This is a genomic window from Rhizobium sp. SJZ105, from assembly GCF_007828365.1.
GTDB classification, from domain to species: domain Bacteria; phylum Pseudomonadota; class Alphaproteobacteria; order Rhizobiales; family Rhizobiaceae; genus Agrobacterium; species Agrobacterium tumefaciens.
In genome coordinates this window covers 1,287,266-1,307,079 of the sequence record NZ_VIUP01000001.1, presented here as the reverse complement: position 1 = coordinate 1,307,079, position 19,814 = coordinate 1,287,266, and the positions used below count along the sequence as shown (strand labels likewise).

The window sequence follows — 19,814 nt, the reverse complement described above, 5'->3', positions numbered from 1 at the left end:
GGAACAACCCATGACAAGTCTCGTTCTCAAGGATATCCGCAAATCATACGGGCAGGTAAAAGTCCTGCACGGCATCGATCTGGAGATCGAACAGGGCGAATTCATCGTTTTCGTCGGGCCGTCCGGCTGCGGGAAATCGACGTTGCTGCGCATGATTGCGGGTCTGGAGGAAATCACCGGCGGTGAGATGTTTATCGACGGCCAGCTGGTCAATGAAATCCCGCCCTCGCGTCGGGGCATTGCCATGGTGTTCCAGTCCTATGCGCTTTATCCGCATATGACTGTTTACGACAACATGGCCTTCGGCATGAAGATCGCCAAGGAAAACAAGCAGGAGATCGACCGCCGCGTCCGCGCCGCTGCCGAAATCCTGCAGCTGACGCAATATCTGGAGCGCTTGCCCAAGGCTCTTTCGGGCGGCCAGCGCCAGCGCGTCGCCATCGGCCGTGCCATTTGCCGCAATCCCAAGGTGTTCCTGTTCGACGAACCCCTGTCGAACCTCGATGCCGCGCTGCGCGTGGCAACCCGCATCGAGATCGCCAAGCTCAATGAGCAGATGGCAGACACGACGATGATCTACGTCACCCACGATCAGGTGGAGGCGATGACGCTGGCCGACCGTATCGTCGTTTTGAATGCGGGTCGTGTGGAACAGGTCGGCCCGCCGCTGGAACTTTATGAAAACCCCGCCAACCTCTTCGTGGCGCGGTTCATCGGCTCGCCCGCCATGAACATCATTGCGGCAAAAATTGCCGTAACCGGAGAGCGGACTTCGATCGAACTTGCCGGAGGCAAGACGCTGAACATCGTCGTTCCCACGCCTGCAACCGAGCAGGGCAAGGCCGCGAGCTTCGGTGTCCGGCCGGAGGATTTGAGCATCGTCACCGGCGACGATTATCTTTTCGAGGGAAAAGTCGCGATTGTCGAGGCTCTCGGTGAAGTGACCCTGCTTTATCTCGAAGCGCCCAAGGGGCAGGAGCCGATCATCGTCAAGGTACCGGGCATCGTATCCGTCGCCAAGGGTCAGACCCTGCGTTTTGCGGCACCGCAGGCAAAGCTCCATCTCTTTGATGCCGAGGGCAAGAACTACCGCAGATAGTTGCGGAGACAATGGCCGGTGAGCTTCAGGAAACATGCCCCGGAACGTCCCGTTCCGGGGTTTTTTCATGATATTTTACCGCTGTGGAAAAATGCCAAAAATGTTCCGTCTTCGGTCTGTTTAAGGTGACGCTGATATGAATTGTTAAAGACTACGTTTTAATCTTGGAGACGTTGAAAGAGCATGGAGGTCAGGGCGTGCAGAGCAGTGCGGGTGTTATCAAGAACAGTTACCTGACCAAGGAAGAATCCTTCATGTACGACCGCGAAGGCCGGTTTCGCATGGAAGACACCATGAATGCGGCGCGCATCGAATATACCGAGAAGGCCGTCATGCATATGGCCGCTCGCCGTTGCGACGTCATTCGCATTTCCCAGACCGAGGCCGTGCTGGCACTGCTGACGAAATACAATCTTCCGAACCAGTTCTATCTGGATATTCCCGACGCCCGCATCACCAAGATCGGCTGCGTTATGTTGCGCGTCAACGCCAACAACACCATCCACGTCCGTTTTCTGCGCATGTTGACGCAAAAGGAACTCGACCGCATTTTCGTGTTCAGCACACATCCGGCGCACAAGGACCGGAAGCTCGATATCCGGTCTTTCTAAGGAGCTGGAGAATCTCCGGCTTCAGGAAAGCCCACCCAGAACCGTCTGCTTCAGCTTCACATCCGGCACTTCCGCAAAGGCAAGATCGCTGCGGCCGAAATAGGATTTCTGGTTGGTGGCGGACCAGTCGTTGCAGACCAGTTTGTAGCGCTCTCTTGCGACCGGTTTTTCCGGCATGGCGTAAAGATAATCGCCGGTGCGGTCAGCAAGCGGAATGTCGCCGTCCTGATTGCAGCGCTTGAGGATTTGCGCAAGCGTTTCGCCATCCACTTCCGTCACCATCAGCTTGCCGTCGAAACGCAGCGAGGCGTTGAAATCGTAGCGGCGGATATCACCCCTTGGCAAACCAGCGCCGAAGGAGGTGTGGCCGATGAAGCCGACATCCGCGCCGGTTTTTGCGGCGATCAGTTGCGCCACACGGCGTCCGGCCTCGTCAACTGTCATCGCCTTTTCCGTTTTGCCGACAACCGCCTTCTCTTCTGCCGTCAGATGTTTGTCGAGCGTCTGTTCGATCAGGCCTTTGAGCGCCGGGGAGGAGGGGGCGTCGCTGTCGATGGCGACGGTCTCGATCGTCGGCGCCTTGCCAGCAGCTTCGATCGTCGCAATGGCCATGGAGGTGCACCATGAACCCGTGTGTACATAGCGCGTCGCACCCTGTTCATGCACGAAGTTCAGGTGATCGTGGCCGCCGACCAGCAGGGTGCCATCAGGCAGCAATTGCAGGATATCGCGGTCGGCAACAACACCGGCGTGGCTGAGAACGATGTTGATGGCCTCCGGCTTGACGATTGCCGGCAGATTCGCCTTGGCCCATTCCACAGGCTGTGGAATATCCAGCATCTCACGCGTCGCCTTCGGATAGGTATTGATCGCGTTGGTGGCAAGGCCCGCAACGACGACCGGCCGTCCGCCCATACTTACCTCCGCACTGGCCGGTGCATAGGGTGCGCCGCTGCGCTTGTCGATGATGTTGGACAGCACGGTGATGCCGAGCGCGCGGGCACGACGGACGAAATTGGCGAGGTCGTTATCGATATCCGGTTCATGGTTGCCGATATTGATGACGGTGGGCGCGAGCCTGGCGAGCGCCGAGAGGAACGTCCACTCGATTTCGCCGGACGACCGTGTCGCCACCGCATTGCCGGTTTCGAACAGGTCGCCGTTCAGAAGAATAATGTGGGGTGCCTTGTCAGCTGCGATGCGCATTTCTATGGCTGCTAGGAGCTGCCCGATGCGCTCATAGGCCGAATGCAGGTCGGAAATCACGATTGCACGCAGGGCCACATCCTGCGCCTCCGCCGGCGTTGCCACCACCATCAACGGCAGTATGGCGGTGCCAGCCATAAGCTTCAGCACGTCACGGCGTTTGCTTGAGAAAATCGTCATGTCTGGCCCCATCATCTTGAAATGCGTGATCGTCCCGCGGCTGGCTGAGAAGCCCCTATAGGGCGATCATCACAGCCGCATGACAAGTTTGGCGTTTAAGAGACGGGAAATAAAGCGGTTTCAGCGCGGGTTGTGCAGGTCATGCCAAGAGGGTGCGGAGGCGAGGCCGAATCCGGCCTTCGCCTCCGGGCGATCAATGGAACAGAACGCTGGCGCCCTGGTCGGCAGGGCCGACATTACGGCGGAACGGGGCGAAAAGTTCGCGGCCCATGCCCCATTCGTTGGCGGAAAGGTCGGCGCGCGCCGGTTCGCGCTTTGCCAGCTCTGCGGCTGGAACAAGCACTTCAAGCGTTCCGGAAATGGCGTCGAGACGGATGATGTCGCCATCGCGGATGAGCGAGATCGGGCCGCATTCGGAAGCTTCCGGCGTGACATGGATGGCGGCCGGCACCTTGCCGGAAGCGCCGGACATGCGTCCGTCCGTCACCAGCGCCACCTTGAAGCCGCGATCCTGCAGCACGCCAAGTGGCGGTGTCAGGCGGTGCAGTTCCGGCATGCCGTTGGCCTTCGGACCCTGGAAGCGGACGACAGCGATGAAATCGCGGTTGAGCTTGCCGTCCTTGAAGGCATCCTGAAGCTCCTGTTGGTCGTTAAAGACGATCGCGGGCGCCTCGATGATATGGCGTTCGGGCTTGACGGCGGAGATCTTGATGACCGATTTGCCGAGATTGCCGGTCAGCATTTTCAGACCGCCGGTCGGCTGGAACGGCGTTTCAATGCTGGCGAGAACCTTCGGGTCGTGGCTCTGCTCGGGAGAAGGCTCGCGGGTCACCGCGCCGTTTTCGTCAAGCTTTGCATCCACGGTGTAGGCTTCGAGCCCCTGTCCGAAGACGGTGCGGACATCGTCATGCACGAAGCCCTGTTTCAAAAGCTGCTTGATGAGGAAGCCCATGCCGCCTGCGGCGTGGAAATGGTTCACATCCGCAAGACCGTTGGGATAAACGCGGGCAAGCAGCGGCACGGTATCCGACAGGTCGGAAATATCCTGCCAGGTGAGGATGATGCCGGCTGCGCGCGCCATGGCGATCAGATGCATGGTGTGGTTGGTCGAGCCGCCCGTCGCGTGCAGGCCAACGACGCCGTTGACGATCGAGCGCTCATCGATCATTTCGCCCGCAGGCGTGAATTCGTTGCCCTGCGCGGTGATGGCGAGCGCCCGCTTGGCGGCCTCGCGTGTCAGCGCGTCGCGCAGCGGCGTGCCGGGATTGATGAAGGAAGAGCCGGGCATGTGGAAACCCATGATCTCCATCAGCATCTGGTTGGAATTTGCCGTGCCGTAGAAAGTGCAGGTGCCGGGACCATGATAGGATTTGGACTCCGCCTCCAGCAGCTCGGCGCGCCCAACCTTGCCCTCTGCATAAAGCTGGCGAATGCGGGATTTCTCGTCGTTCGGCAGGCCGGTGGTCATAGGCCCGGCGGGGATGAAGATGGAGGGCAGGTGACCGAAGGAAAGCGCTGCGATGACGAGGCCGGGAACGATCTTGTCGCAGACACCGAGATAGACGGCGGCGTCGAACATGTTATGCGACAGGCCGATGCCGGCAGCCATGGCGATGGCATCACGGGAGAATAGCGAGAGCTCCATGCCCGGCTGGCCCTGGGTTACGCCGTCGCACATGGCAGGCACGGCACCCGCGACCTGCGCCACGCCGCCGGCTTGCGCTGCGGCCTCGCGGATGATTGCCGGAAAGGTCTCGTAGGGTTGGTGCGCCGACAGCATGTCGTTATAGGCGGTGATGATGCCGAGATTACCAACCCGGTCGCCGGCAAGGAGGTCCTTGTCGGCGGGGGAACAGACAGCAAATCCATGCGCGAGGTTACCGCAGGAGAGAGTGGAGCGATGAACGCCCTTCGAAACCTGCAGCCGCAGCCGCTCTAGATAGGTCTCGCGGTAAGGCTTGGAGCGTTCGACGATGCGGGCGGTAATGGCCTGAATGCGGGAATCGGCGGACATGAGCGTTCATCCTGTTCGTTGGTCGAGAACCGGCGTTCCGGGAGATGAAGGACCGGTTATCGTGTTTTCGTCTTGTGTCGTCGGGCGCTGTCGCGGGGCCGCTTGCGCGGCAATCGCATCCAGTTATGGCGCCCAGTAAATATCCAGGGCGGTTTCTGCCCGGTTCAGCACGGCGCGGATCGGCATTTCGTCCTCATCCTCGCCCGACTGTGCTTTTTCAAGCGTCGCCTTTTTTGCTGCACCTTCGATGTGGAGCACCAGAAAACCTGCATCGTGAAGGCTGGAGAAGTTGAACGTCAACCGTTCTTCCCCCGCGGTTTCCGCCGCCATGGTCAAAACGCCGCGCGGTTCGTCAAGGTCGAGCGCTTCGTAGAGATTGTCGCCACCGGGAAAGAACGATGCCGTATGCCCATCCGTTCCCATGCCCAGCACGACGACATCGAAAGGATCGCAGATCGCCTCGGTCTTGACGGTCGCAAGCGTCGCTGCATCCTCAGGCGAGGCCGCGGGCTGGAACAGCGGCACGAAATAGGCCGCCTTCGCCTTGTCCTGCAACAGGTTCTCGCTGACCAGCCGGTGGTTCGAGCGCTCGCTTTCTGGCGGCACGAACCGTTCGTCAACCAGCGTCACGCTGATGTTGCTCCAGTCGAGATCATGATGGGAAAGCGCCTGGAAGAACAGCTTGGGCGTTGAACCGCCCGAAACGGCAATGCTTGCCGTTCCGTATTCTTTCGTTGCCGCGTCGAGACGCGCGGCAACATCCGCCGCCAAGGTTTTCGCCAGTTCAGCGGCTGTGTCGAAGACATGGATTGTTTCGCTCATACCCGCGCCCTCAGTCAGCGTCGTGCCAGGTGCGGCCGTCGCGCTCGATCAGTGCGATCGAGCCGCTCGGACCCCAGGTTCCGGCAGTATAACCCTGTACGCCCTGTCCCAGTTCTTCCCAGCTCTTGAGGATCGGATCGACCCAGTCCCATGCCGCTTCCACTTCGTCGCGGCGCATGAACAGTGTCTGGTTGGAGCGGATGGTATCCATCAAAAGCCGCTCATAGGCATCGGGGCTGCGCACATTGAAGGCTTCGGCAAAGCTCATGTCCAGCGAGACCTGACGCAGACGCATGCCGCCCGGGCCGGGATCCTTGATGAGCAGCGACTGCTTGACGCCTTCGTCCGGTTGGAGGCGAATGACCAGCTTGTTGGCTTCGATCTTGCCGGCCGCATCGTCGAAGATCGAATGCGGGATCTGCTTGAACGTGACGACGATTTCCGAAACGCGGGTCGCAAGGCGTTTTCCCGTGCGAATGTAGAAAGGAACGCCGGCCCAGCGCCAGTTGGCGATTTCGGCCTTGATGGCGACGAAGGTTTCCGTGTTGGAAACGCCGCCCTCCAGCTCCTCCAGATAACCTTTCACCGGGCCGCCTGCGGAAGCGCCGGCGCGGTACTGGCCGCGAACCGTCAGCTTTTCGACATTGGTGGTGTTGATCGGCTTCAGCGAGCGCAGAACCTTGAGCTTTTCGTCACGCACGGCTTCCGCGTTCATGGAAGCGGGCGGCTCCATGGCAACGAGGCAAAGCAATTGCAAAATGTGGTTCTGCACCATGTCGCGCAACGCACCGGCCGTATCGTAATATCCGGCGCGACCCTCAAGGCCGACAGCTTCTGCGACCGTGATCTGCACGTGGTCTATATGGGCGGAATTCCAAAGCGGCTCGTAAAGCGCGTTGGCAAAACGCAGTGCCATCAGGTTCTGCACCGTCTCCTTGCCGAGATAGTGGTCGATGCGGAAGATCTGTTCTTCTTTGAAGACGTGGCCGATGGTGTCGTTGAGTTCCTGCGCCGAGGCAAGGTCGCGGCCGATCGGCTTTTCGACGACGATGCGGGTCGAGCGCGTGATAAGCTTGTGTTCGCGGATCTTGTCGGCGATATCGCCGAAAATGCCGGGCGCAACAGCGAGATAGAAGGCGCGTATGCGCTCCTTGCCCTCATCGAGCAGCTTCTTCAACACGTCCCATCCGTTGCCGGATTTTGCGTCGACGGGAACGTAGAAAAGCCGGTTGAGGAACAGCGCAACCTGCGCATCATCATATTCGCCCGCCTTCAGATGCTCCTTCAGCGCGTCCTGCGCGAATTTGCGATATTCCTCATGGCTCATGACCGAACGCGACGCGCCGATGATGCGGGTCGGCTCCGTGAACTGGCCTTCGACCTGACGGTGATAAAGGGCCGGCAAAAGCTTGCGCTCTGCCAAATCGCCTGTGCCGCCGAAAACGACACAATCAAAAGCTTCAACAGGAATGATCTGACTGCTCATATCGATACTCTCGATCTTCAAGGGTTGGGGCATCCATAATCTAATCGATTTAAAAATGCCAGTCTCAGTTATGTGAAATTATGAATTTTGGTTTCACGGGTCGAAAACCCGTAGCGATTGTCATTGAGTGATGCCGGCTAGAAAGCAGGGTTCTTGAACAAGCCTTTGGCCGGCGGCGGAACGGAAAAAAAGAAAAAAACGACGATTGCTGCGATTTTCCCCATCCATGATCGCGGTGATGGCTCATCGACCTTGTGCGAGGCATCTATACTGTCCAGCAGCAGTCTTGCCTCATGCCGCTGCCACTCCGGCACCTGGATTTCCATGCCTCCGAAAGCGACCGTCAAATGCCAGTTCACGGAAACGATATGGGCCGAGGGCACGGTGGTGTGGATGCCATAGGCGCGCAGAAACGAACACGTCACGGCGGTTTCCGCCATCCCGTAACCGGTCGCAATCGCTACAAGCCTGTCGCTAGGTCTTTCCATAAGATCTCCAGAGGTGGGCGGATTTCCTAAAACCTGTCTCGCAACGCGTACCATGAGAGCGCCAGGAAAAGCAGCGGTGCCCGCAGCGATGCGCCGCCGGGGAACGAAGGAACCTTCAACCGCGCGAAAGCCGCCAGCATATCCTGTCTGCCGAGAACGAGATCGGCATAGAGCTTGCCGCAATAGTTCGACAGCATCACCCCGTGTCCGGAATAACCGCCGATGGAGGTGACCCCTGGCATGACTTCCCGCACGAACACCCGCCTTGGCAGGGTGATGCCGACGGAGCCGCCCCAGGAATGGGTGATCTCGACATTTCCGAGTTCGGGATAGATTTCCGCGATCTGCCGGCGAATATGGCTGGAAATGTCGCGCGGCGTATCGGCCGTATAGGCCTCGCGCCCGCCGAACAGCAGCCGGTTGTCGACCGTCTTGCGGAAATAGCGCACCACGAAACGGGAATCGGCCACGGCTTCCTTGCCGGGAATAATGTCGGGATAAGCGTCAAGCGGCGCGGTCGCGCCGATGAAGGAGCGGATGGGCATGATATGGGCCGCCGTCACCGGTTCCAGATTGCCGATATAGGCATTGGTCGCAATCAGCACCCGCGTTGCGGTCAGCGTGCCGGAGGGCGTTTCGATGATGGTCTTGCCGCCCGCCTGGCGTATGGATTTGGCGGGCGTCATTTCATGGATGCCGGCGCCCGCCTCTTTTGCGGCTTTCGCAAGCCCGACCAGCAGCTTCAGCGGATGGATATGGCCGGTGCCGGTATCGCGTGTGCCGCCGAAATAATGGCTGGAGCCGACACGTCTGCGTGCGTCCGCCCGCTCCATGTAGGAAATATGCGGATAGCCGTAGCGATTGTTCATCGCATCGACGCTTTTGCGGTAATCGTCTTCGTAAGCAGCCTTGTGCGCCACATAGAGCTGCCCCGGCAGATACTCCATGTCGATGCCGTGATCGCGGGCGAAGTTGAGGACGTAGTGCTTGGCATCCTCGGCGATATCGAACAGTACCTTGGACTGCTCGAAGCCGATCTCGTCTTCCATCTCGTCGGGAAACGAGCGCTGCCCGGTGCCAAATTGCCCGCCGTTGCGGCCGGATGCGCCGTCGCCGAAACGATGCGCCTCGATCAAGGCGACGGAGACACCGTTGGCGGCAAGATTAAAGGCGGCCTGAAGCCCGGTATAGCCACCGCCGACGACCGCGACGTCCACTGCTTTCGACCCGTCGAGCGCCGGATATTGCGGCCGCTCCTGGGCGCTTGCCTGATACCAGGAAATCCCCGGCGCTATCGGGCTTTGCCACGTCATGCTTCAGACCTCACACGTTGAGAAGCAGGAATTCCCGCTCCCATGGGCTGATGACCTGCATGAATGTCTCGAATTCCCCGCGCTTCAGGCCCGCATAAAGGCCGACGAATTCATGGCCGAACACCCGCTCGAACTGTTCTTCGCCTTCCAGCAGCGCCACGGCTTCCAGCAGCCCGCGCGGCAGGTCGATGGAGCCTTCATTGGCCGTATCGGCGGTCGGTTCGGTCGGCTCGATATTGTTGACGATGCCGAGCCAGCCGCAGGCAAGCGAGGCGGCAAGCGCGAGATAGGGATTGGCATCCGAACTCGGCAGGCGGTTTTCGACACGCCTTGCCTGCGGGCTGGAAATCGGCACGCGGAAAGCCGTCGTCCGATTGTCGTAACCCCAGGCATTGTTGACCGGGCAAGCCATGTCAGGTGTCAGGCGGCGATAGGAATTCACGTAAGGAGCAAGCATCACCAGCGCGTTCGGAACATAACGCTGCATGCCGCCGACGAAGGCGAAGAACTCCTTGGACGGGCCGCCGTCCTTGTTGGAGAAGATATTGCGGCCGCTGTCGATCTCCACCACCGACTGGTGGATATGCATGGCCGAACCCGGCTGGCCCTGCATGGGCTTGGCCATGAAGGTGGCGTAGATGCCATGCTTCAATGCTGCTTCACGGATAGTGCGCTTAAACAGGAACACCTGGTCGGCAAGTTCGATCGGATCGCCATGGCGCAGGTTGATTTCAAGCTGGGCCGGGCCTTCCTCGTGGATCAGGGTATCGATCTCGAGGCCCTGTTTTTCGGAGAAGTGATAGATATCGTCGATCAGTTCGTCGAACTCGTTGATGCCGGCGATGGAATAGCTCTGCCCACCGACAATGGAGCGTCCGGAGCGGCCCTTCGGCGGATGCAGCGGATAGTCAGGGTCGTCATTCATGGCGACCAGGTAGAATTCGATTTCCGGCGCGACGACCGGCTTCCAGCCTTTCTCTGTGTAAAGCGAAAGCACGTTTTTCAGCACGTTGCGCGGCGTATAGGGAACGAAATTACCCTCGGCATCCACGACATCGCAGATCACCTGCGCGGTCGGGTCGCTTTCCCATGGCACCACGGACAGCGTGGAAAGATCAGGCACAAGCTTCAGGTCGCTGTCGCGCGGCTCATAGCGGAAGTTTGCCGTCTCATCCGGATATTCGCCCGAGATCGTGTGGCGATAGAGGGCGGAGGGCAGGGCAAGCGAGGTGTCGCCCGTAAATTTCGCCGTCGGCATCATCTTGCCACGCGCAACCCCGGCAAGATCGGGTGTTATGCATTCAATATCCTCGATACCGCGCGCCCTCAACCATTGCGAAGCTTCGCGCCAGGAGGAAACGCCACGGGTAGAGGAAAGGTCGAGGGGAGGTTTCTTTGCCATGGTTGCCTGTTTCTTCGGGCGGAGCATGGTTTTCTTCGGGGGCATGTATCACCGGGTCTGTGTTTCGACTGGCGCCATCATAACCGGAGTTTGGCAATTGGCGAGGGGGAAAGCGCCATTGACAACGGGCGACACTTCGAAAAGAGGAAAGGGAGAAGCAAACGGAAAACAACTATGGCAGACAAATGTGACGTGCTGATTTTGGGGGCGGGGGCTGCCGGCATGATGTGCGCCATCCGCGCCGGCCAGCGCGGCCGCTCCGTCATCATCCTCGACCATGCCAAGGCGCCGGGCGAGAAAATCCGCATCTCCGGCGGCGGCCGCTGCAATTTCACCAACATCCACGCCGGGCCGAAGAATTATCTCTCCGCCAACCCGCATTTCGCCAAATCCGCACTTGCCCGTTACACGCCGCGCGATTTCATCGCTCTGGTCGAAAAACATCGTATCGCCTGGCATGAAAAGACGCTTGGGCAGCTGTTTTGCGACGATAGCGCCAAGGACATCATCCGCATGCTGCTTGGCGAAATGCAGGCTGCAAAGGTGAAATTGAGGCTCGAAACCGCTGTTTCTGATGTCGCATATGATGGCGGCCGGTTTCGCGTGACGACCTCCGGCGGCGTCATCGAGGCGGAAAGCCTTGTGGTCGCAACGGGCGGCAAGTCGATCCCGAAAATGGGTGCGACGGGTTTTGCCTACCAGATCGCCGAGCAATTCGGCCTGTCGCTCATCGAGACGCGCCCCGGCCTCGTGCCGCTGACGCTTGATCCTGCGGCACTGGAAAGGCTGAGCCCCCTTGCCGGTGTTGCCGTGCCAGCCGAAATTTCCCATGGCAAAACGGCTTTCAACGAAGCACTGCTGTTTACCCATCGGGGCCTAAGCGGCCCCTCAATCCTGCAAATCTCCTCCTATTGGCGGGAGGGCGATACGATCCGCCTGAAACTGGAGCCTGCGCGCGATATCGTCGCCTTGCTAAAGGAAGCGAAACAGAAGAACGGCCGCCAGTCGGCCCAGACCGCTCTTGCGGAAATCCTGCCGAAACGGCTGGCGCAACATGTCGTCGAAAAATCGGGGCTGACCGGCAACCTTGCCGATATGTCAGACAAGGCTCTGGCGACCCTGGCAAATGAGGTGCAGGACTGGCAGATCAAGCCAGCCGGTTCCGAGGGGTATCGCACAGCGGAAGTCACACTTGGCGGCGTGGATACGACCGGCCTCGATTCCCGCAGCATGGCAGCGAAAACCTTGGCCGGGCTCTATTTCATCGGCGAATGTGTTGACGTGACCGGCTGGCTGGGCGGTTATAATTTCCAGTGGGCCTGGGCCTCCGGTCAGGCAGCAGGTGAATTCGCCTGAAACCGCTCGTATTAACACCTTGTTAACAGGCACGGAGTCATCCTGACAGAATGCCAGCAAAGCCGAATCTCGTTGTGGTTCCGCTGTACATGATGTCATGCTGGAGGCTCTTAACAGGGCATGGGTCGGTTGAGTTTTTCGTCAGGAGCCCGCGCATGAACAGATCCGCACATCGCCGCCCTCGCGCCATTGCCATCGCCCGCGCCGAAAGCGAGAGCAGGCAGTTGGCCTTTCGCCTGACTGCAATCGCAGCCGGTGCCGTGGCTGCCCTGATCGCCCTTTTTTATTAAGGTCAGGCTCTTCGCTTTCGCCCTTGCAGCAACCGCGGTAAACAGCCGCCACGGCCAGGATGCCTCGGCCATATCGGCATAGAATTTCTCTTCCTGCCGGATGGCTTCCCGCCGCGTGCGCGGCGTCTGGTTTTCGATGATGGCCAATGCTGAATAAAATACGTGCATGTCACTCTCCATGTTGCGGAGGGCCATGATGCACGCCGTTTTTTGTTTTATCTGCGCAAGAAAATGCGCTACGTTTTTCATAAATGAAAAACGTCACTTGGGACTCATACCAACTTTTCCTCGATGTGTCACGCAGCGGCGGCCTTACGGGTGCTGCGGCGCTGACGGGTTTGAGCCCTGCGACTATCGGGCGACGCATGATCGAACTGGAAGAGCGTATCGGCAAGGCGCTGTTCCAGCGCAGCCAGACGGGATACGCGTTGACACCGGGAGGCCGCGCGCTGTTTGACCGCCTTCAGGCGATGGAAAACGCCGCAAAGGATATCGAGGGATGGCAAAAGGCGTCGTCGACCTCTTCCGTCGTGCGCATTGCCGTCGGCACCTGGAATGCCTGGCTGCTTGCAGTAAATTTCTCCGCCATCTGCACGGATCGCGACGATTTCCGCATCGACCTTTTCATCGCCGAACAAAGGGCGTCTTTGGCGCACCGTGAAAACGACATCGGCATTCGCGCTTTCGAGCCCGAGGAACGCAACCTCGCTGCCATCAAGACGGGGGAGGTGGCCTATGCGCCCTACAGGTTGCGCAACGCCGCCAGCTCCGTTTCAGACCGGTGGTTGGCGGTGGCGGAAGAAAACGCCATTTCCGCCTACCTGCGCTGGCCGCATGAAAACCGTGGTAATGAGATCGTGGTGACGGTTAGCAGGCCGACGGCACTGCTCGATCTGGCACTGGCCGGAGCAGGGGTTGCCGTGCTGCCGTGTTTCGTGGGCGATGCCGATGCGCGGCTGATGCGTGAGGGTGACGAAATCGAAGCGCTTCGTCACAATCAGTGGATCGTCATGAACAATGACGATCGCCACCGCCGTGATATCAGGACGGTGGCGGATCGGATGACCCGTCTAATCAAGGGGCATTCCGATCTTTATGCCGGGCGCAAGAGCCGCCCCATACGAGGGGATTCACCTTAGATTGTGCTACTAATATTTATTTATTTTTAGTTGCACTCCGGCCTGAATGCCTTTAGGTTGTTTTTTGTAAATATAACCCTTTTAGGTTGAGGCCGCCATGATAATTTCATCATCCTATGTAAATGCGATGTCCGCAGCAGGTACACCGGAAGAAGCAGCAAAGCTCTTTTATGCAGCAGTCAGCAAAGGTCTCGCCGCAGTCGTCGCCGATGCTCTTTCGCAATCTGTTACGTCGATTGCGCCGGCAGCAGCGGGAACCAAGATCGCAGGCTGGGAAAAGCTTGTGGGAGGCGTAGCGATGCATCTCGCTTGGGAATCTCCGGCCATTCTCAACCCAATTCCCCTGACGCAACTCGCCTGCTTCGCTCCCTATGCAGCTCAGCTCCAGGGGGGTGCCGAGGCGATGGGCGTCAATGTAAGCATCGGCGTTTCCGTATCGGCAAGTTTCTAAGGACGCCACGTCGTATTGTTTGGATTGAAGACCGGAGCATCGATCTCGATGTTCCGGTCTTTCGTTTCACGCAGCAGCACTTCCCTGCGCGACGATGACCGGGATCAGAAGATCGCCCCAGTTGCCGCCCCCGCCGTGATGGCGGGCTGAGCGGACGAGTTCAACGGAAACACCGGCCTCAACTGCCTTCATGACGGCCTGATTGAGGCGGTGCAGATCGTTGGCCAGCATGCGGATGGCGACCTGTTGATCCTGCGTCATGGCGGAGGACTGCTCCTCGGCGCGTTCCTTGACGTGGGTCTTGATGGGGTTATGGGCATTCATGGCATTTCTCCTCTCTTTATTGGTTGGGGTTCTTGATGCGATTTGCAAGCCCTTCCCGTTCAAGGGAAGGGCAGTTTTCCAGTTTATTCCGCCGCCGGGCGGAACTGGTCGTGCTCGGTGGATTCCTGCATCGCGGTGGTCGAAGACGTGCCGCCCGAGATTGCCAGCGACACGGCGTCGAAGTAGCCGGTGCCGACTTCGCGCTGGTGTTTGGTGGCGGTGTAGCCGTTAACCTCGGCCGCGAATTCCGCTTCCTGAAGCTCGGAATAGGCCGCCATCTGCCGCTCCTTGTAGCCGCGCGCCAGTTCGAACATGCCGTAATTCAGCTGGTGGAAGCCGGCCAGCGTGATGAACTGGAACTTGTAGCCCATCGCCCCGAGTTCGCGCTGGAACTTGGCAATGGTCGCGTCGTCGAGGTGCTTTTTCCAGTTGAACGACGGCGAGCAATTGTAAGCGAGCTTCTTGCCGGGATGCACCTTGTGCACGCCCTCGGCAAACCTGCGCGCCTGCTCGAGATCTGGCTTGGAGGTCTCGCACCAGATCAGATCGCAATAGGGCGCATAGGCCACCGCACGGGCGATGCAGGGTTCAAGACCGTTCTTCACCTGATAGAAGCCCTCGACGGTGCGTCCGGCATCGTAATCAACGAAGGGCTGGTCGCGCTCGTCAATGTCAGAGGTCAAAAGCTTGGCTGCCTCCGCATCGGTGCGGGCGATGACCAGCGTCGGCACGCCCATGACGTCGGCTGCAAGTCGTGCCGCCGTCAGGTTGCGAATATGCGCCGCCGTGGGGATCAGAACCTTCCCGCCGAGATGGCCGCACTTCTTTTCAGATGCCAGCTGGTCTTCATAGTGAACACCGGCTGCACCGGCCTCGATGAATGCTTTCATGATCTCGAAGGCGTTGAGCGGTCCCCCGAAACCTGCTTCCGCATCGGCAACGATCGGCGCGAACCACGTGTCGACCGAAAGGCCCTTGCCCTCTGCCGTCTCGATCTGGTCTGCCCGTTGCAAGGTGCGGTTGATGCGCTTTGCAAGCTCTGGCGCCGCATTGGCGGGGTAGAGCGATTGGTCCGGATACATGGCGGAGGCCGTGTTGGCATCTGCCGCAACCTGCCAGCCGGAAAGATAGATCGCCTTCAGCCCGGCGCGAACCATCTGCATGGCCTGGTTGCCGGAAAGCGCGCCGAGCGCATTGATGAAATTCTCTTCGTTGATCAGCTTCCATAGCCGGTTGGCACCCATCTCGGCCAGCGAATGGCGGATTTCAACGGAGCCGCGCAGCCGCTCCACGTTGGCGGCGGTATAAGTGCGCTCAATGCCGTCGAAGCGTCCCTGCGGTGCGCCCGGAACAAGTTTGTAAAAATCCGTCATACTTCTCTCTCCCATGACAAATGCAGTTTCAGAAACGTGCTGTCTTCAACTGTGTGAAGCGCCGTTCGATGTGACTACATTTACATTTTCATGAGTTTGAGCGCCAGAACAAACATAAAAACAGTGACTTGAAAGAGGTTATGCTGTAGTGTGCATGACAGGGTGGAGCTGTAAAATTGTAAATTTTGTAAAAGTCTCATGCCCGGCGATTTTGTAACAGACTTGTATGAGTCTTTCGATGTGAGGTTGAGGCTGTGTCGGAAAACAAGATTTTTGCTGGCCCGCGCGTACGTCGTATTCGCAATGGTCTGGCCCTGACGCAAACGGCCATGGCCGAGGCGCTGGCAATCTCGCCTTCCTACCTCAATCTCATCGAGCGCAATCAGCGGCCGCTGACCGTGCAGCTGCTCTTGAAGCTCGCTTCAGTCTACAAGGTGGATCTGGACGACCTGCAAGGCGAGAGTGCCGGTTCCGCCGGGCAATTGCGCGAGGTCTTCGCCGATCCGCTCTTGGTGGGCGAGGTGCCGTCGCCGCAGGAGCTGATCGAGGTGGCAGATGCCGCGCCCAATGCGGCAAGTGGCGTCGTCAAGCTGTACAGGGCGTATCGGGAACAGGCGCAGCGCCTTTCCGACCTCTCGGATCTTCTGGCGCGCGAAGGGCATGAGACGGCGCTTTCCTCCACCCGACTGCCGATCGACGAGGTGCGGCACGTCTTTGAAAACCGGCCGGCCTATGTCCATTTCATCGATGTGGCGGCAGAAGAACTGCACAGGCAATTGTCGGCGGGCGAAGATCTCGCCGCGGGCCTTCGCGCATGGCTTCAGAAAAACCACGGTATCGTGGTCAGAACTCTGCCGGTCCATGCCATGCCCAATCTGCGGCGGCGTTATGACCGCCATTCCATGCGGCTGTTTTTGTCCGAGCGCCTGTCGCAGCCGGATCAGCTCAGGGAAATGGCGATGGAAACCTGTCTTCTGGCGCTTCGCGACGAGATTGGCGCGGAGCTGGAGACGCTTGGCCTGAAGGGGGAGGAGGCGCGGCGCATCGCCCGCTTCGAGCTGGCGCGTTATGCCGCCCACGCCCTGATGATGCCCTATGGTGCGTTTTTGAGTGCCTCCCAGCGCGCGAAATACGATCTCGATGTCCTGCGGTCGCGCTTCAATGTGTCGTTCGAGCAGGCCGCCAACAGGCTCGTCAGCCTGCAACGGCCGACGGCTGCGGCAATCCCGTTCTTTTTGATGGAGACTGACAATGCCGGTAACCGTTTCCGTCTTGCGGGCGCCGGTGGTTTCCCGAGGGCACGGTTTGGTGGCCTCTGTCCGCGTCTTAATATCCACGCAGCTTTTGCCCAGCCGGGGCAGGTGTTGGTGGAGCCGGTGGAGATGCCTGACGGTGACGCCTTCCTGACTGTGTCGCGCACACTTGAAGGCCCGCAGGCCGGTTTCGGCGAAAGGGTGCGGCGAACGGCAGTGCTTCTGGGCTGCGATCTCGCCCAGGCCGGGGAGACGGTCTACGGGGCTGCCGGCGCAGGTGGGCCGACCATTGCCATTGGTCCCTCGTGCCGGCTGTGTGAAAGGCAGGGCTGTCTGTCGCGGGCGGAGGCCCCGCTGACGAGGCCGCTCGGCCTGGACGAAATGGTGACCGGTCTTAGTGTTTTCGACTTCCAGTAGAGGTTTCGCATCACTTTTTTTCCGGTGGAACACATTCGGTTGAAAATGCTGTGCTGCACATTTCCCGCTTGCTCCCTTTTGTTTTCCTTTCTAGTCTCACTAAAAAAGGGGATCACGCTTCCGTCACGAGGATGCGTTAACAGGAGAAATCATGAAAAACCGTTCGCTCCGTTTCACTTTGGCTCTCACGACGGCGCTCGTTGCTGCAGGCTCGGCAATGGCCCAGGAGAAGGTCGTTCACGTCTTTAACTGGTCGGATTATATCGACGAATCGATCCTCACCGATTTCACCAAGGAAACCGGCATAAAGGTCGTTTACGATGTATTCGACAGCAACGAACTCGTGGAAACGAAGCTTCTGGCCGGCAGCTCCGGCTACGACGTGGTGGTGCCGACTGGCCCCTTCCTCGCCCGCCAGATCAATGCCGGTGTTTTCCAGAAACTCGACAAGTCCAAGTTGCCGAATCTGAAGAACATGTGGCCGGATGTCTCCGAGCGTCTGGCGAAATACGACCCCGGCAACGAGTATGCCGTGAACTACATGTGGGGCACAACAGGCATCGGCTATAACGTCGCCAAGGTGAAGGCGGCTCTCGGTGATGTTCCGGTCGACAGCTGGGATATTCTCTTCAAGCCGGAAAATGCCGAAAAGCTTAAATCCTGTGGCATCAATATTCTCGATGCATCGGACGAGACCTTCGCCATCGCGATGAATTACCTCGGCAAGAACCCGGACAGCAAGGAAACGGCCGATCTGGAAGCGGGCGGTGCCGTCTATTCGAAGATCCGTCCCTTTGTGAAGACCTTCAACTCCTCCGCCTATATCGACGAGCTGGCAAATGGCGACAGCTGCATCACGATCGGCTGGTCGGGTGACATTCTTCAGGCGAAAAAGCGTGCCGAAGAAGCCAAGAACGGCGTCGAGGTGAACTACGTCATCCCGAAGGAAGGCACCTATATGTGGTTCGACAACCTTGCCATCCCGGCGGATGCCAAGAATGTCGAGGAAGCTCACACCTTCATAAATTACCTGATGCGCCCGGAAGTCATCGCCAAGGCGTCCAACTATGTTCAGTATGCGAACGGCAACCTTGCCTCGCAGGCGCTGATGGATCCGTCGGTTGCCAAGAACCCGGCGGTCTACCCCAATGCCGAGACGATGAAGAAGCTCTTCACCATCTCACCCTACGGACCGAAGGAACAGCGTGTCTTGAACCGTGTCTGGACGCAGATAAAGACCGGTAGCTGATAGCTCCGCGCGCTGGTTGAGAAACGGCCGGCGGGCCTGTTTCTCTGATACCTTGCCGGCAGGTCACGCAACCTGCCGGCGCTGCCCGCCTCATGGCATCGGACCGAAAAGTGTGACGCGGTTTTCGGGAAATCCGATGCTCAAATCTACAAAATCAACGGGATTTGAGGGTAGGGTGAATGGCGAAAACTCTGGGGCCGGTCAAACGCAAATTTAGCCCTTGGGACAATCCCGATGCGGTTCCCTTCATCCGTTTTGAAAACGTCACCAAGCGGTTTGGCGATTTCGTCGCCGTCGATAATCTGACGCTCGATATTTACGAACGGGAGTTCTTTTCGCTGCTCGGTCCTTCCGGCTGCGGCAAGACCACGCTGATGCGCATGCTGGCCGGTTTCGAGGAACCGACCAATGGGCGTATTCTCCTCCAGGGCAAGGATATTTCCGGCGTGCCGCCCTACAAGCGCCCGACCAATATGATGTTTCAGTCCTACGCCCTTTTCCCGCATATGTCGGTGGAGAAGAACATTGCCTTCGGTCTGGAGCAGGACGGTCTGCCCAAGGCAGAAATATCCTCGCGGGTCGAGGAAATGCTGCGGCTCGTCAAGCTCAGCGAGTTTGCCAAGCGCAAGCCGAGCCAGCTTTCGGGCGGCCAGCGGCAGCGCGTGGCGCTTGCCCGCTCGCTTGCCAAGCGGCCGAAGGTGCTTTTGCTGGATGAACCGCTCGGTGCGCTCGACAAGAAGCTGCGCGAGGAAACCCAATTCGAGCTGATGGACATCCAGACCAATCTCGGCCTCACCTTCCTGATCGTCACCCATGACCAGGAAGAGGCAATGACGGTGTCGGACCGGATCGCGGTCATGGACAAGGGCATTGTGGTGCAGGTGGCAACACCTGCCGAGATCTACGAGGCGCCGAACAGCCGTTACGTGGCGGATTTCATCGGCGACATCAATATTTTCGACGCCAATGTCGTCACTAACGCGTCCGATATCGGCAAGCCGGGACTGGTGACACTCGATTGCGACGGGCTGACAGTTGCGGTGGAGCAGGAATGCGCCGCTGTCACCGGAAGCCGGGTTTCTTTCGCCATCCGCCCGGAAAAGGTCCGCATCTCGCTCGATCAACCCACCGACAGTGCCGTCAATTCCGCTTATGGCGAAGTCTGGGATATCGGCTATCTCGGTGACTTCTCGGTGTTCATCGTCAAGCTTGCCGATGGTCGTGTCATCCGTGCAGCGCAGGCGAATGTCTCGCGTCTCGTGGATCGCCCGATCACCTTTGGCGATATGGTGTGGTTGAACTGGAAACAGGATTCCGGTCTTGTGCTAACGCACTGAGGGA

The 19,814-nt window shown here is 59.0% G+C and carries 18 protein-coding genes; 8 read left to right on the top strand and 10 right to left on the bottom strand.

Going from position 1 to position 19,814, the window contains the following annotated elements; genetic code table 11:
• The first annotated feature begins 10 nt into the window (after nt 1-10).
• A complete protein-coding gene (locus FB593_RS06535) occupies nt 11-1,099 on the top strand; it encodes an ABC transporter ATP-binding protein (RefSeq protein WP_003515137.1) in 1,089 nt (362 codons plus the stop codon).
• A gap of 254 nt (nt 1,100-1,353) precedes the next feature.
• Nucleotides 1,354-1,710: a hypothetical protein gene (locus FB593_RS06530; protein ID WP_034501827.1), complete on the top strand. Its 357-nt coding sequence runs from the start codon at nt 1,354-1,356 to the stop codon at nt 1,708-1,710.
• A gap of 21 nt (nt 1,711-1,731) precedes the next feature.
• Here FB593_RS06530 and FB593_RS06525 read toward each other — a convergent pair whose 3' ends face one another.
• The 7 genes from FB593_RS06525 to FB593_RS06495 all read right to left on the bottom strand — a co-directional run bounded on the left by FB593_RS06525 (nt 1,732) and on the right by FB593_RS06495 (nt 10,666).
• The gene (locus tag FB593_RS06525; RefSeq protein WP_145166400.1) at nt 1,732-3,096 is read right to left on the bottom strand and encodes a metallophosphoesterase; all 1,365 of its coding nucleotides are present in this window, start codon (nt 3,094-3,096) and stop codon (nt 1,732-1,734) included.
• 193 nt (nt 3,097-3,289) lie between these two features.
• Nucleotides 3,290-5,110 carry a phosphogluconate dehydratase gene (edd, locus tag FB593_RS06520; protein WP_003515140.1) on the bottom strand — a complete coding sequence of 607 codons (1,821 nt, stop codon included), beginning with the start codon at nt 5,108-5,110 and terminating at the stop codon, nt 3,290-3,292.
• 123 nt (nt 5,111-5,233) lie between these two features.
• Nucleotides 5,234-5,932: a 6-phosphogluconolactonase gene (gene pgl, locus FB593_RS06515; protein WP_019564290.1), complete on the bottom strand. Its 699-nt coding sequence runs from the start codon at nt 5,930-5,932 to the stop codon at nt 5,234-5,236.
• Between the two features lie 10 nt (nt 5,933-5,942).
• The gene (zwf, locus tag FB593_RS06510) at nt 5,943-7,418 is read right to left on the bottom strand and encodes a glucose-6-phosphate dehydrogenase (RefSeq protein ID WP_038489859.1); all 1,476 of its coding nucleotides are present in this window, start codon (nt 7,416-7,418) and stop codon (nt 5,943-5,945) included.
• 137 nt (nt 7,419-7,555) lie between these two features.
• Nucleotides 7,556-7,906, bottom strand: a complete 351-nt coding sequence (locus tag FB593_RS06505; RefSeq protein ID WP_038489862.1) for a hypothetical protein — start codon at nt 7,904-7,906, stop codon at nt 7,556-7,558.
• A 26-nt stretch (nt 7,907-7,932) separates the two neighbouring features.
• A complete protein-coding gene (locus FB593_RS06500; RefSeq protein ID WP_038489865.1) occupies nt 7,933-9,219 on the bottom strand; it encodes an NAD(P)/FAD-dependent oxidoreductase in 1,287 nt (428 codons plus the stop codon).
• A 10-nt stretch (nt 9,220-9,229) separates the two neighbouring features.
• The gene (locus tag FB593_RS06495) at nt 9,230-10,666 is read right to left on the bottom strand and encodes a glutamine synthetase family protein (RefSeq protein ID WP_013635499.1); all 1,437 of its coding nucleotides are present in this window, start codon (nt 10,664-10,666) and stop codon (nt 9,230-9,232) included.
• 129 nt (nt 10,667-10,795) lie between these two features.
• Between FB593_RS06495 and FB593_RS06490 the strand changes: the two genes are divergently transcribed.
• The gene (locus FB593_RS06490; protein ID WP_112153173.1) at nt 10,796-11,977 is read left to right on the top strand and encodes an NAD(P)/FAD-dependent oxidoreductase; all 1,182 of its coding nucleotides are present in this window, start codon (nt 10,796-10,798) and stop codon (nt 11,975-11,977) included.
• A 110-nt stretch (nt 11,978-12,087) separates the two neighbouring features.
• Here FB593_RS06490 and FB593_RS06485 read toward each other — a convergent pair whose 3' ends face one another.
• A complete protein-coding gene (locus FB593_RS06485; RefSeq protein ID WP_162696114.1) occupies nt 12,088-12,435 on the bottom strand; it encodes a hypothetical protein in 348 nt (115 codons plus the stop codon).
• A gap of 83 nt (nt 12,436-12,518) precedes the next feature.
• Between FB593_RS06485 and FB593_RS06480 the strand changes: the two genes are divergently transcribed.
• Together FB593_RS06480 and FB593_RS06475 are read left to right on the top strand one after the other, a co-directional pair.
• Entirely contained in the window at nt 12,519-13,406 is an 888-nt protein-coding gene (locus FB593_RS06480; RefSeq protein WP_112290867.1) for a LysR family transcriptional regulator, read from the top strand.
• A gap of 97 nt (nt 13,407-13,503) precedes the next feature.
• Entirely contained in the window at nt 13,504-13,857 is a 354-nt protein-coding gene (locus tag FB593_RS06475) for a hypothetical protein (RefSeq protein WP_236735589.1), read from the top strand.
• A gap of 66 nt (nt 13,858-13,923) precedes the next feature.
• On the opposite strand, the gene FB593_RS06470 is transcribed toward FB593_RS06475, so the two are convergent.
• Both FB593_RS06470 and aceA read right to left on the bottom strand, forming a co-directional pair.
• A complete protein-coding gene (locus FB593_RS06470; protein ID WP_003515151.1) occupies nt 13,924-14,181 on the bottom strand; it encodes a hypothetical protein in 258 nt (85 codons plus the stop codon).
• Between the two features lie 83 nt (nt 14,182-14,264).
• A complete protein-coding gene (aceA, locus tag FB593_RS06465) occupies nt 14,265-15,554 on the bottom strand; it encodes an isocitrate lyase (protein WP_112290865.1) in 1,290 nt (429 codons plus the stop codon).
• Between the two features lie 254 nt (nt 15,555-15,808).
• On the opposite strand from aceA, the gene FB593_RS06460 reads away from it, so the two are divergent.
• The 3 genes from FB593_RS06460 to FB593_RS06450 all read left to right on the top strand — a co-directional run bounded on the left by FB593_RS06460 (nt 15,809) and on the right by FB593_RS06450 (nt 19,810).
• A complete protein-coding gene (locus tag FB593_RS06460; RefSeq protein WP_112290862.1) occupies nt 15,809-17,224 on the top strand; it encodes a helix-turn-helix domain-containing protein in 1,416 nt (471 codons plus the stop codon).
• A 151-nt stretch (nt 17,225-17,375) separates the two neighbouring features.
• Entirely contained in the window at nt 17,376-18,473 is a 1,098-nt protein-coding gene (locus tag FB593_RS06455) for a polyamine ABC transporter substrate-binding protein (RefSeq protein WP_003515154.1), read from the top strand.
• 179 nt (nt 18,474-18,652) lie between these two features.
• On the top strand, nt 18,653-19,810 hold the full coding sequence (locus FB593_RS06450; protein WP_019564284.1) for an ABC transporter ATP-binding protein: 1,158 nt from the start codon (nt 18,653-18,655) through the stop codon (nt 19,808-19,810).
• The last annotated feature ends 4 nt before the right edge of the window (nt 19,811-19,814 follow it).